This window comes from Heyndrickxia ginsengihumi, from assembly GCF_011008565.1.
Lineage (GTDB): Bacteria > Bacillota > Bacilli > Bacillales > Bacillaceae_C > Weizmannia > Weizmannia ginsengihumi.
Genome location: NZ_JAAIWK010000025.1, coordinates 17,309 through 34,221, shown reverse-complemented (window position 1 = coordinate 34,221; position 16,913 = coordinate 17,309). Strand labels below are relative to the sequence as shown.

Here is a 16,913-nt window from a genome sequence, read left to right as displayed (position 1 = left end):
TTGATGAGAGTTTATGAATGGAAAAAAACAGGATTATTCAGCAACTTTAATCTCATGTTTTTTTTCAAATCTTTCCTCAATCCGATTCATTGCTTCAATGTCTTTCATAAGCTCTTGCTTATTTTCTAATACTAAATCTGAAAAAGTTTTCTTATTTAATTTTCTCATTAAATGCCACTCCTCTTTAATTTTTTTACTATTATGGACATTTAAACAAGAAAATATTAATGTTTTCTTAAAATTTTAATATAACGCAAACATTATGATTGTATCCATTTTTCCAATATATCCTTAGTTAATTGACCTTGTTGAATCTGTTTAATTTCTCCTTGCCCATTAATCAAATACGTTGTTGGAACTGTCATTACATTATATACTTCATTAACATCGCCATTTTCATCTAATAATACAGGAAATGTAATTCCCGTATTTTGTATATATCTTTTCACATCAGCTTGCGGATCAATATTTACGGACACGATTTTCACAGTCGAAGGATATTTTTTATACACCTCTTCTAGTAAAGGCATCTCTTTTTTACACGGCGGACACCATGTTGCCCAAAAATTCAAGATAACTTTTTTTCCTTTGAAATCTGATAAATGAATGGTTTCATTATTTAAGTTTTTTAAGGAGAAATCTGGTGCGGTTGTGCCAACTTTTAAATCAGGGCTTTCATCCTGGTCACTTAAAAGAGCTTGGTTATACATTGCTTCAATTTCCTTATTAGATTTTTCTATCTTTGCTTTTTTTTCCGCTGTTTTCTCTGCTTTAATATGTTCTTCATGCTTTACTATAGCTTGTACAATCATGATCACAATTAAAGCAAAAACAATTGCTAAACTCACAATTCTTTTAATCATTTTCATCCTCCATGACGATTATGATTTGTATTATTTTATGTAAGAAAAGAAATAATAGAAGAAAAACAAAGAGTTTTGCATAAAAAAAAGACTGTGATTATGAATCACAGTCTTGAAAAATGTGTGCATGCATAGTTCAAAAACATTAAAAACTTATTTCGATTGGATTTTGTCACGGAGAACCATTTGTAAAATTCCGCCATGACGATAGTAGTCGATTTCAACTTCAGAATCGAAACGTACAAGTACTTCAAATTCTTTTTTGTTACCATCTTCATCAGTAGCAACAACTTTAATGTAATCGCGTGGTCTTACATTCTCATCAATATGAACTTCTAATGTTTCTTTGCCAGTTAAACCAAGTGTTTCAGCACTTTCACCTTTTTTAAATTGAAGTGGAAGAACACCCATTAATACTAGATTTGAGCGGTGAATTCTTTCAAAACTTTCAGCAATTACAGTTTTAATACCAAGAAGGTTTGTACCTTTTGCTGCCCAGTCCCGAGAAGAACCCATACCATAATCTTTACCTGCTAATACAACAAGACCAGTACCGTCTTCTTTGTATTTCATAGCAGCATCATAAATGGATGTTATTTCGTTTGTTGGCCAGTAAGTAGTATAACCACCTTCTGTGCCTGGTGCAATTTGGTTACGTATACGAATATTCGCAAATGTTCCTCTCATCATGACTTCATGGTTACCACGGCGAGAACCGTAAGAGTTGAAGTCACGAGGTTCTACACCTTTAGAACGCAAATATTGACCTGCTGGTGTATCTTTACCGATTGCCCCAGCTGGTGAGATATGGTCAGTTGTTACAGAATCACCAAATTTGCCAATGACACGCAAGTTTGAAAGTGGTTTAACTTCATCTGGATTTGGTGATAAGTTTTCAAAGAACGGTGGATTTTGAATATAAGTAGACTCTTCATCCCAATTGTATAATGGTTCATTGCTTGTTTTAATTTCATTCCAACGTTCATTATCATCAAATACTCTTTCATACTCTTTACGGAATAATTCAGGTGTAACAGCCTGTTTAACCGCTTCATTAATTTCTTCTTGAGATGGCCAAATATCTTTAAGATAAACATCATGGCCTGCGCTATCTTTACCAATTGGATCATTGTTCAAGTCTGTATCCACAGTACCTGCTAAAGCATACGCAACAACAAGCGGAGGTGAAGCTAAATAGTTAGCTTTTACTAACGGATGAATACGTCCTTCAAAGTTACGGTTACCTGAAAGAACAGATGTTACAAGCAGGTCACTATCCGCAACTGCTTTTTCAATTTCTTCTTTTAATGGACCTGAGTTACCGATACAAGTTGTACATCCATAACCAACTAGATTAAAGCCTAATTGTTCTAAATATGGCAACAATCCTGAATCTCTTAAATAACCTGTAACAACTTTTGATCCTGGTGCCAAAGAAGTTTTTACATATTTTGGAACCTCTAATCCTTTTTCAATCGCTTTTTTTGCAAGCAAACCTGCACCTAACATTACATAAGGGTTAGATGTGTTTGTACAGCTTGTAATGGCTGCGATTGCAACAGCACCTGTTTTCATCGTAGCAGTATCGCCATTGTTAAAGTTGACAACTGCTTCTTTATCAATTTCTTTTTGATCTAAGCCAAACCCTTGGTTTCCAGCTGGTGCAGTAAGCGCTTCTTGGAATGCTTTTTGCATTTGAGAAAGTGGAATCAAGTCTTGTGGACGTTTTGGACCAGAAAGATTCGCTTCAATTTCAGATAAGTTAAGTTCAACAACATCTGTATAAATTGGATCTTCATTTTCTGGTGTAAAGAACATATCATTTTCTTTCAAATATTTTTCAACTAATTCAACGTGTTCTTCAGAACGTCCTGTTAAACGTAAGTAAGCTAAAGATTCTTGATCAACTGGGAAGAATCCACAAGTAGCACCATATTCAGGAGCCATGTTTGCAATTGTAGCACGGTCAGCTAATGGTAATGTAGACACACCAGGGCCAAAGAATTCAACAAATTTTCCTACAACACCTTTTTGACGAAGCACTTGAGTTACTTTTAATGCTAAGTCTGTTGCTGTAGCACCGTTTGGAAGCGCACCTGTTAATTTCACGCCAATTACTTCAGGAATTGGGAAGTAAGATGGTTGACCAAGCATTCCAGCTTCTGCTTCAATACCACCAACGCCCCAACCAAGAACACCAATACCATTAATCATCGTTGTATGTGAATCGGTACCAACTAATGTGTCAGGGAATGTTTCAAATTCACCTTCGCTCGTTTCGTTTGCATGAACAACACTTGCCAAGTATTCAAGGTTTACTTGGTGAACAATACCCGTTGCAGGCGGAACTGCACGATAGTTATCAAAAACTTTTTGTGCCCAACTTAAAAATTGATAACGTTCAGCATTGCGTTTAAATTCAAAATCCATGTTCACTTGTAGCGCATCTGGAGTACCATATTTATCTACTTGAACAGAGTGGTCAATTACAAGATCAACTGGAATTTCAGGGTTAATTTTATCTGGATTTCCCCCTAGATCGGCCATTGCTTTACGTAATGATGCAAGGTCAACAACGGCTGGAACCCCAGTGAAGTCTTGTAAAATAACACGTGACGGTTTAAATGGAACTTCTTTATCTTTTACTTCATCTGAACCCCATTTTGCTAAATCTTCTACATGCTCTTTTTTAATGACACGCTCATCTAATTGACGGACAACTGATTCTAGTAACACTTTAATAGAGTATGGTAATTTTGAAACTTTTCCTAGTCCAGCTTCTTCCAATGCTGCTAGGCGATAGTAATGGTAACGTTTCCCTTTTAGTTCAAAAGAAGAACGCGCATGAAATAAATCATGGTTAGCCATTTTATTTCCCCCTTTAAAAACTTTCGTGTTAAAAAATAGTTTAAAAGAAAAGTTTTAACAGTTTTTAATACTTTTCATATTTTCATCATATTACAATAAGCGACATAAGTAAATAACAATAATGTTATTACATTCAATAAGTTTTGTTTATTTCAATATCTTTTTTTCATGAAAATGGATGTATGTTTTCAGTCCATTTATAAACAATAATGATGCAACAAAAAATGTATTTGGAGGAACATATCATTATGAGCAAACAAAAGGCAAATCATTTACGTCCTGGAATGAACGCCGCAAAAGCGCAAGGTAAAGGTGCTGGATATAACGAAGAATTTGGGAATGAACAGCTTTCTGAAAAAGAGAGACAATTTAATAAAAAGAAGAAAAAGAATCAATAAATAAAAAAAGAAATCAGTATGATTTACTGATTTCTTTTTTTATTTCAGTATAATAACCATATTATTATAATCAACTAAAAATTCATATAAAATATTACCAAGTTTCACTTCAGGGATTCTTTTTCTACAGAGTTAAGCGAAAGAATGGCATCTTTAGACTAAATTAAAAAAGCTGGGACAAGGTTTATTAACGAAAGAAAAACCGAATATTGCGCTCCGACCCCTCCCTGGAAATATACTTGCTTTCCACAAGCGGCTGCTGAGCCTCCCACAGAAGTCGATGTATATTTCCGAAACTGATTTGGGCAATGTTCGTCTTAGTTTAGCACTTTTGTCCCAGCCTCTTCGAAGAAAATAAAAAGCATTCTCTTTTTATTATTCTTGATTTACTTGTTGCATAATTTGATTTAATGTTTGCTGATATTCTTCTAATTGTGTTCTTTGAGCTTCACTCGCTACTTCTAATGCATTTTCAACTTGCTGATAAGTCTCATTAATTTCTTCTTTTAACAATTTTAAGTGATGACCGTAGTCTTCTTGATCTTCAACTAAGTTTTTGTATATATCAATCGCCTGATGAAAATCTTGTTGAGCTGCTTGGAATGCCTGTTGCTTATTTTTATGATAGGGCATCAAGATCTCTCCTTTTAGTAAAGAATGCATCTATAGATTATGTAAAAAAATAGGATTTATACAGTATAAAATCCATATGAAATGCACAATTTACAAGAAACGAGGAGGTAAAATAATATGACAAACAAAAATGATGGCAAAGATATGCGGAAAAATGCTCCAAAACAAAGTGGACAGCCTGAACCATTAAGTGGTTCTAAAAAGGTAAAGAATCGTAATCACACTAGACAAAAACATAACTCTAGCCATGACATGTAATGTTTATATCAGTGTGAAATGATATGTTTCACACGTTTTTCACTGAATGAAACGATGAGCCTTTTTATGTTTTAAATATTTAAATAAAGGTTAATGAAACATATAGAAACAAATAATAAATTTAACTATTGGAGGGATTGTCATGTCATTTATTTTTTATTTAATTGTCGGCGGGATTATCGGCTGGCTAGCCGGATTAATATTAGGAAAAAATATTCCCGGCGGCATTATTGGAAATATTATCGCAGGGATCATTGGCGCATGGCTTGGCGGATTGATTATGGGACATTTTGGTCCAGACATTGCCGGAATAGCTATTATTCCAGCATTAATTGGCTCCATTATATTAGTGTTTATCTTAAGTCTCATTTTACGATCTATGCGCCGGGCGTAATCAAGTCGATGATAGTAAATAGACAAGACGTAACAGAGCCATGCTTCTGTTACGTCTTGTCTATTTTACGTTAAAAACTATATTTTTTGTTATACTCATTTTTGTATATATTCATATAATACATTACCTCAAGGACATACTTGTCACTATGATTATAAGAATAAATCGCCTTTTTTAAATGACCATTTGCAGCACCATTTTTTGCTAAATAATTTGCAGCACTAAAAATTGCATCAGCATCATCAAATGGATCGGCTTTTCCATCTCCATCCGCATCTACTCCATAACCGCCATACTTCTTAATTAATGTGGGATTTGTTTTATCCTTTTCTGGAATGTTTCCCTTTCCTTTTCCACTGCATGATGGATGTTTCCATCCAACAAAAGTACAAGGCATAAATTGCATTGGTCCCTCTGCTCCAACTGGAGATACCATTGGATTCATTGTGGAGAATTTAGATTCTACACGATGATGTGCCGCTAAGACGTACCACGGAACACCATATTTTTTTTCAGCTGCTTTGTAAATAGGAATGTATTTTTCAGGAATTGGCTGTGTAAGTTTTTCTTTAATTTGCGTAGCACCTTGATGTGTAATCATGTAAAGTCCAATTACAAGCAGTGGAATGAATAGAATTGCTAGTAACCCTTTTTTTTCTTTCTTCTTTTTTACTGACTTTTTCATTGCGAAATAAATCCCTTCACTTTCCTTACACAAAAACTAATCTTATTATCTATATTACAGAAATAGAGAGCCGAAATCCATATTTGATTTCGACTCTTTTTCATCATGCTCATGAATTTGAATAATGTTCTTTTAATTGCTCGCGCAAAGCTCTTTTTAGAAATTTTCCGACGGATGTTTTCGGAATTTCATCAACAAATAATAAGTCATCAGGAATCCACCAAGATGCAAATTGATTTTTTAAAAAGTTTTTTAAATCCTCCGCTTTTACTTTTTGCTCATAGCCTTGCTTTAGAACGACACAAGCGAGTGGCCTTTCTTGCCACTTTGGGTGTGGTACCGCAATAACCGCTGCTTCAAAAACTGCTTCATGAGACATGAGAGCGTTTTCAATATCGACGGAGGAAATCCATTCGCCACCGCTTTTAATTAAATCTTTTGTTCGATCCGTAATTTTAACATATCCTTCTTGATCTACGACAGCAATATCTCCTGTATAAAGCCAGCCATCTTTAAAAGCATCTGTCGTCCGATCATCTTTGTAATATTGATCAGCGATCCAAGGTCCCCTTAAAATCAGTTCTCCGATCGTCTTTGAATCTCTTGGAACTTCACCATGATCATTAATGACTTTAAGCTCTATTCCCGGAACAACTAGACCTGTTTTACTCCTTGTCTCGATTACTTCTTCTAATGAATAATCCATCATATAGCTTTTCAAAGATGAAATGGCAACAATTGGCGTTGTTTCAGTCATTCCATAGCCAGATATAAAAGGAATACCATATTTTTCTTCAAACGCTTTTATAACCCCTTTAGGCGAAGAAGAACCGCCACTAACGATTAAACGAAGACTGCTTAAATCATAATCTCGCGCTTCCAATTCTTTTAAGACTCCGATCCAAATCGTTGGAACACCCGCAGTAATCGTAACTTTTTCTTGTTCAATCAATTCAGCAATTAGTTTTGGCGTAAAAGAAGGTCCTGGAAGCACAAGTGTAGTACCAAACCATACAGCGGCAAAAGGCAATCCCCACGCATTTACATGAAACATCGGAACTACAGGCATCGCAATATCGCTTTCCTTTATCCCTAAATTGTCTGCCAAACCTAATGCCATACTATGGAGATAAAGTCCTCGATGAGAGTATACAACACCTTTTGGATATCCTGTTGTAGCTGATGTATAGCACATTGCTGCAGGAGCGTATTCATCTAAGTCATGTAAGAAAGGATACTGCTCATCTCCTTCTTCAAGAAACTGCTCATACGAATAGACAGGTGACAATGTTGTGTTTGGTAATGTTTTATCATCCGACATAATAATAAAATGTTGGACAGTTGTTAATCGATCACGGATGTTTTCAATAGTCGGGATTAAGTCAACATCAATCATCAAAATTTTATCTTCTGCATGATTAATCACATAAATTAAATGTTCTTCTGACAACCGAATATTCACCATGTGCAAAATTGCTCCACGGCTAGGTACTGCAAAATAGGCTTCTAGATGACGATGATGATTCCAAGCAAAAGACCCAATTTTATCGCCTTTGTTCATTCCTATTTTTTCAAGAGCACTAGCGAGCCTGCGTGTACGTTTTCCAATTTCTGAATACGGAATTCTTTTAATACCAGTATGTGTCCTCGAAATAACATATTTGTTTGGAAAATATTTTTCTGCTCTTTCCATAAAAGATGATAATAAAAGCGGGGTTTTCATCATAACAATCTTCTCCTTTATCTTCAGATACTAAAGTATATATCTTACAAACCGATTAGATGTTAACGAAAAAACCACGGAATAATAAAAGAAGTTAATACAGCAGTAAAAGCCATGGCCACGCCAGAAATTGCTCCCTGTATTTCTCCTTCTTTCACCGCTTCCCCGGTTCCAATGCCGTGTGAGATCGTGCCTAATGCTAGTCCTCTAGAAATGGGATGATGAATATTCAATAATGATAATAGTTTTAATCCGAACATCGCTCCGAACATACCGGTAATCATAACAAACCCTGCAACTAATACTTGATTTGCGCCAATATTTTTGGCAACTTCAGAAGCAACTGGAACAGTAATTGATTTAATTGTAAGTGCCGCAAGAACATGTTGGGACAGATGAAGCAGTTTTGCCAGAATCACAGCTGAACTAATGGTAACTGTACTCCCTACTATCATCCCGAACAATATAGGTGTTAAGTATTTCAACATCATCGTACGATTCTTATATAACGGAATTGCTAGTGCAACTGTTGCAGGTCCTAAAAAATAGCTCATAATATCTTTTGCAATTTGATAATTTTGATAAGAAATATGACTTACTAATAAAATAAGAATGATTGCCACTGTACTTAAAAAAACCGGAGTTGTAAAAGGAGTTGGATACTTGCGCGTCACTTTTAAAGACAAAAGATAAACGGTTACTGTAACTGCGATGCTATAAAGCGTGATGATGATGGTCATGGTACTCCTCCTTCCCTTTAGAAAGCAGTTGTGACGATATACCTGTTCCAATGATTCCTAAAGCTCCACTTAGCATTAAAATAAACAGCAATATAATGCCACTATGGATAAACGTTGACCCTAATGTCATTAATCCGACAGAAATAGGAATAAAGAAGAATGATAAATGTTTCAGAAGCCATGAGCCACCTGCATCTACCCAGTGTAATTTCACGATGCCTGTCATTAATAATATAAAGAGCAGCACCATACCGACAACATTGCCAGGAATCGGCAAATGTGTCCATCCGACAAACAAATTACCCACTTCGTTTAAAGCCCATAATAACAATAGCTGCATGACAAAAAATACGCCCTTTTTCAACTTTCTTTCCCCTTTATAATATGTTTTATCAATCCCCACTTAACATCATTCGATTTTATAAACGCATATTCCTTTCCAACTAGGCAAAGAAAAATATTTTCTTTCCTTACAAACTGTATATGAAAAAAGACCTTTGAAAATAACAGCCCCCATCATCAACTGATGCTGCAAAGAGTATATCCCCCTTATAAAGGAATGTTTGTAAAATGTCTTTTTAATATGATATTGCATCGAACTTTCCCTTCAGTTATAACTTTGTTTTACTTGGACGATGATGTTTACTCTAAGTTGCTTTCCGCGGGCAATCAGGAAACTTCATCATGCTTGGTCTATTCTCCCACTTCAAATAAAAAGATCAGAGAATAGTATCTCTGATCCTGATCTAATACCTTTGACATAGTTTTTTTAAAACTTAATGACAATTTTCCCACGCGCGTGATGACTTTCACTTAAAGCATGGGCGTCTTTAATTCCTTGCTCTGAAAATGGGAAAACGTGACCAACGATTGCTTTGACATCTCCTGTTTTCAAGAGCTCGCCAATTTCTGCTAGTTGTTTTCCGTTTGGTTCTAACCATAAAAAACCTGCTTTTACACCATACAATTCAGCTTCTTCTGTACTTGGATATGAAGCAATTGACACTAATCTACCATCTTTTTTTAACACTTTATAACTTTTCGATTGAATTTCTCCGCCCATCGTATCATAAACAGCATCATAATTTAATAATACATCCTCAAATGCAGTTGTTCGATAGTCAATCACTTCATCTGCCCCTAAGCTTTTGACAAAATCTTCATTTTCTTTGCTCGCCGTTGTCGCGACATACGCTCCTACATGGTGTGCGAATTGGATCGCTAAGCTCCCAACTCCACCGGCTCCAGCATGGATCAAAACCTTTTCACCAGCTTTTAGTTTTAAAACATCAAATAGTCCTTGCCATGCCGTTAGACCAGCTAACGGAATTGAAGCGGCTTCTACATAACTGATATTTTCTGGTTTTAATGCCAGCTTGTCTTCATCAATCGCAACAAATTCTGCATATGTACCAAATCTTGTCGTATCTGGGCGAGCAAAAACAGCATCTCCCACTTTGAACTTCGTTACAGCCTTTCCTACTTTTTTTATAATCCCTGCGGCATCCCAGCCAAGGATAATAGGAAATTCAAAAGGAAGCATCTCCTTTAAGTAGCCTTCTCTTAATTTCCAATCTATTGGATTAATTGAAGTAGCCTTCATTTCTACTAAAACTTGATGATCTTTTATAATCGGATCTGGAAATTGAACTTCTTGCAAATGTTCCTTTCCCCCATATTGATTAATTACAACAGCTTTCATTTTCAACACCTCATCATTTTCATTTGCTCGTTTATTTTAGCTTATCAAACAAAAACGGACAAAGAATTCGACCTGTAGACTTATTGTTGTCTTCATCGTAAAAACTATGTATCCATCCACAAAATCAATTATTTGTTTTTGAAACATAAAAGAAGGAAATATATCGAATAATAGAAATATGGAGGAGATGGATATGAGCAGAAGAAAACGAAAGCCACTTGTCGCAAGCTCAAGAAATGCACTTGATCAATTCAAAGCAGAGGTCATGAAAAAACAAGGATATGATGTTCCATTAGATCATCCCGATGCCGTCAAATATGAAGTAGCAAAAGAACAGGGAATTCCCCTAAAGAAGGGATATAATGGCAGTCTAACATCAGAACAAGCCGGAAAGGTTGGCGGACCAATAGGTGGCAATATGGTAAAGGAAATGATTCGTATGGCGCAAGAACAACTCAAAAAGCAATAAAGGGGCCTGACCCCTTTATTGCTTTAACGTAATAAAAATAGTATGTAACAGGATCTTAAAAGCAAATAAAAAACTCTGTTATCGACTTCTAACAGAGTTTTGCTTGCAGTTACCAAATAGGAACAAATCGGTCAACTTCATTTAAAATGCTTTCTATTTCTGTTAAAACATCTTCTGTTAATACAACTCCAGATGCTTTCACGTTCTCAGCAATTTGCGATGGACGACTTGCCCCGATAATCGCTGAACTAACACCAGGTTGTCTTAAAATCCAAGCGATTGCTAATTGTGATAATTGTAATCCAAGCTCACTTGATAAATTCTCTAGTCTTTGAATACATGACAACACATCATCACGAAGATAACTTTGAATCCATCTATTAATTTGGTTATTTGCAGCACGGCTATCATTCGGCAATTGTTTTCCCGGTTTGTATTTACCTGTTAGAATTCCTTGTGCCAACGGTGAAAAGACAACTTGTCCAATACCTTCCTTGACGGAAACAGGCAACACTTCTTTCTCAATGTAACGCACGAGCATATTGTAAATCGGCTGATTAGATACAATTGGATGCAGGCGGTATTGTTTCACAATATCAGCAGCTTGTTGAATTTGTTGGGCACTCCATTCACTTACACCATAATAAAGGATTTTTCCTTGCGATACTAGATCATCTAATGCACGTAACGTTTCTTCTACTGGTGTTTCCGTATCAAAACGGTGGCATTGATATAAATCGATATACTCTACGCCAAGTCGTTTTAAACTAGCATCACATTGTTCAATGACCGCTTTTCTTGATAAACCTCTTTGATTTGGTTCATCTCCCATCGGAAAATAAAGTTTCGTTGCTAAAACATAACTAGAGCGTTCGTAATCTTTCAGCGCTTTACCAACAACTTTTTCAGCTTCTCCGCGATTATAAGCATTGGCCGTGTCAAAAAAATTGATGCCTAGTTCATATGCTTGATGTATACAATTGATTGCATTTTCTTGTTCAACTGTTTCACCATATGTTAACCAACTGCCTAATGCAATTTCACTTACCTTTAAACCACTATTCCCTAAACGACGATATTTCAAAGTCAATGACCCCTTTCAATATTCAGGCTGTCTTCTAAAAGATTATTATTTTTAATTAGGTCAAACTATTCTCCTTTGATGAAGACCTACAAAGTTCAAAAAACAACCTTTTAAAATTATTGAAGTTTTAACATGAATTTTGATTTTGTTAACTTCAACATTTCATAAAAAGCCGGTTGGAGCGGAAGGATGCGAGACTCCTGCGGGAAAAGCGAGATTGAAGTGACCCCACAGGCGGAAAGCATCATAGAGCGGAAATCAAAATATTCCTTAAGAAGACAGCCTTTTATTTATCATTTCGCCACTACAAGGAAATTCCCTTCCTAGTATTCCTACGAAGAATGTTCAAACGTAGCCCACAATTAAATTACACAAATTTATATATACGCGCTACCTATTATGCTAAACATATCAATGAATAGTTGACAGAATATTGATATGCTTTTTTCTCAGTATCCTTTTTGTTCATTTCATAGTTTCAATTAGTGAATCTCCGTAATGATAAATAGTTCAGAGGAAAAGTCTTTTGGCTTTTGTTTGTTACGGACATCATGATTATTATTTAATATTAACCCGATATTCATCAGCTCACTCCCGTAATAATGGCCTTCTTTTCCACTTACCGCATATCGTTTATTAGGATGAAGTCCATCTAGTTTAATTCGACGATAACCATCGTTTGGTTTAACAAGAATACGATAATAGCCAACGATTGCCTCACTCTGATTTTCTGAAACAATCATCCATGCACTATGATCATTATCTTTAGGATTTACTAGCCGATAAAATGTTCCTGTGGAAATCAGTCGGCTTTTTTTCTTAAAAAACTCTATTTGTTGTTTGACTTGTTGCTTTTCTGTATCACTCAAAGTTGTCACATCCAATTCATAGCCAAATGTCCCAAAATAGGCAACGTTTGCGCGCGTTTCCAGTGGTGTTATTCTGCCAATTTGATGATTCGGTACAGCAGAAACATGGCTGCCCATTGAATTAATTGGATAAACCAATGATGTTCCGTATTGGATATATAAACGCTCAATCGCATCAGTATCATCACTTGTCCATGTTTGTGGTGCGTAATACAATAGTCCAGGATCAAAACGGCCTCCACCGCTTGCACAAGATTCAAACAGGATTTCCGGAAATCTCTCAATCAATTTTTCATATAATTTATATACCCCTAAAATATAACGATGAAAAAGCTCGCCTTGATGCTTATTTGACAATCCAAGGGAATACGCTTCCGTTATATTACGATTCATATCCCATTTAATATAGGAAATTTGTGCATCATCAATAACTTTGCACATAAGGTTAAAAATCGTTTCCACAACTTCTTCTCTAGAGAAATCTAATACGTACTGATTTCTCCCATGTGACATTGGACGGTTAGGAGTAGAAAGCACCCAGTCAGGATGTCTTTCATATAAACGTGAATCTTTACAAACCATTTCTGGTTCAAACCATAAACCGAACTTCATCCCTAACGCTGTAATCTTTTCTGACAAACCTTTTATTCCATTAGGTAATTTCTCTTTATTGACATACCAATCACCTAACGAACTTTTTGCATTATTTCGTTTTCCAAACCAGCCATCATCTAACACAAATAACTCAATGCCTAATCGTTGTGCTTCTTTTGCAATTTTCAAAATCGAATCTTCAGTAAAATTAAAATACGTCGCTTCCCAGTTATTAATTAAAATCGGCCGATTTTGATCCCGCCAATAGCCGCGGACTAATCTTTTCCGATACAAATCATGATATGTCTGGCTCATACCATTTAAACCTCGATCAGAATATACCATCACACATTCTGGTGTTTGAAATATTTCCCCCTGTGCAAGCTTCCATTTGAATTGAAATGGATTAATTCCTAGCATTACACGTGTCGTATGAAAAGAATCGACTTCTGCTTGCGCTAAAAAATTCCCGCTATATACTAAACTGAACCCATAAACTTCCCCGCTATGTTCTGTCGTTTCCGGTCTTTTCAGTGCTAGAAATGGGTTAAACTGGTGGCTACTTGCACCCCTTGCACTCGCAATAGATTGCACTCCTTTTGCCAACGGTACTGTCTGAATATGTGCCTCTCGTCCCCAAGCACCATTTAAGTAAACCATTTCATACACATCGTCAGGAAAATCAACACTCGCACTCATTGCTGTATCGATATAAAAAGACTCACGTCCTTCATTCACAAATGTTACGTGACGTGTAATCACATTTCTTCTATTATAAATCGTGTAACTAACGATTAATTTAGCTTGCAATACGTAATCATATAATGTGATTTCTAAAGTATCTGCTTCACTATACTCCTCTACATATGTTGCCGGCAACTGTGTAAGCTTCCGTTTTCCTTGAAACAACCGATAACCAATATATTGAAAATTTGTAACATGACTGCCATTACGATTAATAATAGCGTATGCGGGGGAACGAAAATCGGTTGTTCCATAACTTGGATACTCCTGTTTAATAAATTCAAGCGAGGATGTATCATCATGTTCAAACATATTACATGAAGCGGTATGCGGTTCTCTTTCAATTAAATGTTTGAATGAAGATCGGTGATGTACTTTCTTTCCATAGTAAACCTGCTCAAGTTGTCCACATTTTTCTAGCACTCTAAAAATATAGCTCACCTGATCATTATACAAATGGAATTCTTTATTTTTTTTATTTATTCGAATCGCCAATATTACTCACCACTTTCTATAAGAACTCCAATATGTAAATAATATATATGAAGAAAGAAACATAATAGACATAAAAGATATGATGTTTTTATATAGAGGTGATCAGTTAATGACAGAATTAATAGACGCTTGTTTTTGAGTGATGTGCAGTTTTTCAAAAAGAAAATGGGACAAAGCTCAAAAGTGGTTAGCTAAAGACGAATATTACACAAATTAGCTCTGGAAATATACATAGACTCCTGCAAGAGGCTCACCAGCCGCCTGCGGAAAACAAAGTCGATTTTCGGAGCGGGGTTGGCGCGCAATATTCGAGATTTCTTTCGTTAATTAGACCTTTGTCCCGGCCTCAACTAAAGGATTTCAACCAAACATGCATTATTTTATACTTTCTGATTTTAACGCCAGTGCTTCTTTTCCTGCTTTCAATACTTCTATAATTTTATCAACGTCATAGACGCTTCCTTTCCAGATTCCCCCACTAACAGCTTGTAGTTCAGCCCATAATCTTGTATCATCAGGTAACTGCGCATCAGGTTTTAAATCCGGATGTAATTCTCGACCTGCAAGAACTTTCGCACCTTCCTCAGCTGTTAATGTCTGATTATCTGCTCCTATAAAATTGATACTTCCTTCAAGCTGATTGCGATCAACAATGATTTCAATTATATCACCTGTTCGCAGCCTTCCGATCGGACCTCCGGCCAATGCTTCTGGTCCAACATGACCAATGCAAGCCCCTGTTGACACCCCTGAAAAACGAGCATCTGTTATTAAAGACACATATTTTCCATATGATAAATGTTTCAATGCAGAGGTGATTTGGTATGTCTCTTCCATACCAGTACCTAAAGGGCCGCGGCCAATTAGCACCATAATATCGCCTGCTGCAATGTTTCCATTTTTAATGGCTGAAATGGCCTCTTTTTCAGATGTAAAAACTTTCGCTTTTCCTTTTTGGCGATAGACTCCATCTTCATTTACAACCGCTGGATCAATAGCCGTAGACTTAATAACGGAGCCTTCAGGGGCAATGTTTCCAATTGGGAATGTTACAGTGGACGTTAATCCGCGCGCTTTTGATTGATCCGGATTCATAAGAACATCATCTGGATCGACACCGTCTAGTTCCATGAGCTGCTTTCTCACTGTATAGCGACGTTCTGATGATTCCCACCAATCTAATACATGATCTAATGTTTCGCCTGTTACTGTAAGTACTGAACAATCTAATAAACCAAGTTTGCGAAGGTGAAGCATAACTTCTGGTACTCCCCCTGCCATAAAAGCCCTTATCGTTGGATGATACACCGGTCCATTTGGCAAAACACTGACAAGTCTTGGCACTGTTTTATTTATCCGATTCCAATCATGAACGGATGGTATGTTCCTGCCAGCCGCATGTGCGATAGCAGGGATATGAAGCAACAAGTTTGTTGACCCTCCAAAGGCAGCATGTATGACCATCGCATTTTGGATTGCCTGATCTGTTAAAACGTCTTTCATGCTCATCCCTTTCGATTCCATTGCTAGCACTGCTCTGGCTGACTGTCTTCCCATTTCATCCCAAATAGGTTGACCAGATGGAGCTAAGGCAGAGTGAGGAACTGACATCCCTAACGCTTCAGATACGACTTGAGAGGTTGCAGCTGTACCTAGAAATTGACATCCGCCTCCAGGGGTTGCACATGCTCTACATCCTAAATCAGCAGCCTCTTGTAAAGAAAGCTCATCCTGTGCATAACGAACCCCGATCGTCTGAACTTTTCCGGCATCTTCTCCGTAAGTTGCAGGAAGTGTGACACCGCCCGGAACGATAATGCACGGTAAATCGTGCATTGCTGCTAAAGCAATCATCATTGCTGGCAGTCCTTTATCGCATGTCGCTACACCCATTACCGCATGTCGAGTAGGGAGAGATCTTGTCAATCTACGAAGGACCATCGCTGCATCATTACGATAAGGAAGCGAGTCGAACATGCCTGTTGTTCCTTGGGAGCGCCCATCACATGGATCGCTGACATATCCAGCGAATGGTATTCCACCTTTAGTTCTAATTTCTTCTGCTGCGGCACGCATTAATAAACCAATTTCCCAATGTCCTGTATGATAACCGAGAGCGATCGGTGTTCCATCTTCTGCACGAATACCCCCCTGTGTACCGAGAATAAGCACTTGTTTACCTGTTAGTTTTGTTGGCTTCCATCCCATACCAACATTTTGTGATAATCCAAACAGGTTTCCACTTGGAGAATTCATCAACATATGATGTGTGAGCGGTAAAGAGCCGCTAGGTCCAGAAGCATGTGTTTTAATATTGTACAAATCCTTGCGTTCATTATTTTCCATAATGGAAATTAGCTGTTCACTCATTCTTTATCCCTCTTTTACAGATTA

At 36.7% G+C, this 16,913-nt stretch carries 16 protein-coding genes; 4 read left to right on the top strand and 12 right to left on the bottom strand.

Annotation, left to right across the window (positions count from 1 at the left end):
• Positions 1–33: 33 nt before the first annotated feature.
• The 3 genes from G4D61_RS14095 to acnA form a co-directional block, all read right to left on the bottom strand.
• The gene (locus G4D61_RS14095) at positions 34–168 is read right to left on the bottom strand and encodes an FbpB family small basic protein (protein WP_081750012.1); all 135 of its coding nucleotides are present in this window, start codon (positions 166–168) and stop codon (positions 34–36) included.
• Positions 169–260: 92 nt separating this feature from the next.
• Entirely contained in the window at positions 261–863 is a 603-nt protein-coding gene (locus tag G4D61_RS14090) for a TlpA family protein disulfide reductase (protein WP_025728609.1), read from the bottom strand.
• A gap of 153 nt (positions 864–1,016) precedes the next feature.
• The gene (gene acnA, locus G4D61_RS14085; protein ID WP_025728608.1) at positions 1,017–3,731 is read right to left on the bottom strand and encodes an aconitate hydratase AcnA; all 2,715 of its coding nucleotides are present in this window, start codon (positions 3,729–3,731) and stop codon (positions 1,017–1,019) included.
• Positions 3,732–3,979: 248 nt separating this feature from the next.
• Here acnA and sspO point away from each other — a divergent pair, with 248 nt between their 5' ends.
• The gene (gene sspO / locus G4D61_RS14080; protein ID WP_025728607.1) at positions 3,980–4,129 is read left to right on the top strand and encodes a small acid-soluble spore protein SspO; all 150 of its coding nucleotides are present in this window, start codon (positions 3,980–3,982) and stop codon (positions 4,127–4,129) included.
• Between the two features lie 375 nt (positions 4,130–4,504).
• On the opposite strand, the gene G4D61_RS14075 is transcribed toward sspO, so the two are convergent.
• Complete coding sequence (locus G4D61_RS14075; RefSeq protein WP_025728606.1) at positions 4,505–4,762, bottom strand: hypothetical protein; 258 nt, start codon at positions 4,760–4,762, stop codon at positions 4,505–4,507.
• Between the two features lie 117 nt (positions 4,763–4,879).
• Between G4D61_RS14075 and G4D61_RS14070 the strand changes: the two genes are divergently transcribed.
• Complete coding sequence (locus G4D61_RS14070) at positions 4,880–5,020, top strand: small acid-soluble spore protein P (RefSeq protein ID WP_025728604.1); 141 nt, start codon at positions 4,880–4,882, stop codon at positions 5,018–5,020.
• A gap of 142 nt (positions 5,021–5,162) precedes the next feature.
• Positions 5,163–5,414 (top strand): GlsB/YeaQ/YmgE family stress response membrane protein, encoded by a 252-nt coding sequence (locus G4D61_RS14065; protein ID WP_025728602.1) that lies wholly within the window; start codon positions 5,163–5,165, stop codon positions 5,412–5,414.
• Positions 5,415–5,484: 70 nt separating this feature from the next.
• Here G4D61_RS14065 and G4D61_RS14060 read toward each other — a convergent pair whose 3' ends face one another.
• From G4D61_RS14060 to G4D61_RS14040, 5 genes are all read right to left on the bottom strand, one after another.
• Entirely contained in the window at positions 5,485–6,099 is a 615-nt protein-coding gene (locus tag G4D61_RS14060) for a lytic transglycosylase domain-containing protein (protein WP_025728600.1), read from the bottom strand.
• A 109-nt stretch (positions 6,100–6,208) separates the two neighbouring features.
• Positions 6,209–7,825 carry a long-chain fatty acid--CoA ligase gene (locus G4D61_RS14055; RefSeq protein ID WP_163174191.1) on the bottom strand — a complete coding sequence of 539 codons (1,617 nt, stop codon included), beginning with the start codon at positions 7,823–7,825 and terminating at the stop codon, positions 6,209–6,211.
• A gap of 59 nt (positions 7,826–7,884) precedes the next feature.
• Positions 7,885–8,562, bottom strand: a complete 678-nt coding sequence (locus G4D61_RS14050; RefSeq protein WP_025728596.1) for an LrgB family protein — start codon at positions 8,560–8,562, stop codon at positions 7,885–7,887.
• Positions 8,537–8,926, bottom strand: a complete 390-nt coding sequence (locus G4D61_RS14045; RefSeq protein WP_025728594.1) for a CidA/LrgA family protein — start codon at positions 8,924–8,926, stop codon at positions 8,537–8,539. The genes G4D61_RS14050 and G4D61_RS14045 overlap by 26 nt, the downstream gene beginning before the upstream one ends.
• Positions 8,927–9,331: 405 nt before the next feature.
• Positions 9,332–10,264: an NADP-dependent oxidoreductase gene (locus G4D61_RS14040; RefSeq protein ID WP_025728592.1), complete on the bottom strand. Its 933-nt coding sequence runs from the start codon at positions 10,262–10,264 to the stop codon at positions 9,332–9,334.
• Between the two features lie 193 nt (positions 10,265–10,457).
• Here G4D61_RS14040 and G4D61_RS14035 point away from each other — a divergent pair, with 193 nt between their 5' ends.
• A complete protein-coding gene (locus G4D61_RS14035) occupies positions 10,458–10,733 on the top strand; it encodes an alpha/beta-type small acid-soluble spore protein (RefSeq protein ID WP_025728590.1) in 276 nt (91 codons plus the stop codon).
• A gap of 109 nt (positions 10,734–10,842) precedes the next feature.
• Here G4D61_RS14035 and G4D61_RS14030 read toward each other — a convergent pair whose 3' ends face one another.
• The 3 genes from G4D61_RS14030 to G4D61_RS14020 all read right to left on the bottom strand — a co-directional run bounded on the left by G4D61_RS14030 (position 10,843) and on the right by G4D61_RS14020 (position 16,889).
• The gene (locus tag G4D61_RS14030; protein WP_025728588.1) at positions 10,843–11,817 is read right to left on the bottom strand and encodes an aldo/keto reductase family protein; all 975 of its coding nucleotides are present in this window, start codon (positions 11,815–11,817) and stop codon (positions 10,843–10,845) included.
• A 482-nt stretch (positions 11,818–12,299) separates the two neighbouring features.
• On the bottom strand, positions 12,300–14,519 hold the full coding sequence (locus G4D61_RS14025) for an alpha-galactosidase (RefSeq protein WP_163174189.1): 2,220 nt from the start codon (positions 14,517–14,519) through the stop codon (positions 12,300–12,302).
• Between the two features lie 375 nt (positions 14,520–14,894).
• Positions 14,895–16,889, bottom strand: coding sequence for a YjhG/YagF family D-xylonate dehydratase (locus G4D61_RS14020; RefSeq protein WP_163174187.1), 1,995 nt, complete (start codon positions 16,887–16,889; stop codon positions 14,895–14,897).
• Between the last annotated feature and the right edge of the window lie 24 nt (positions 16,890–16,913).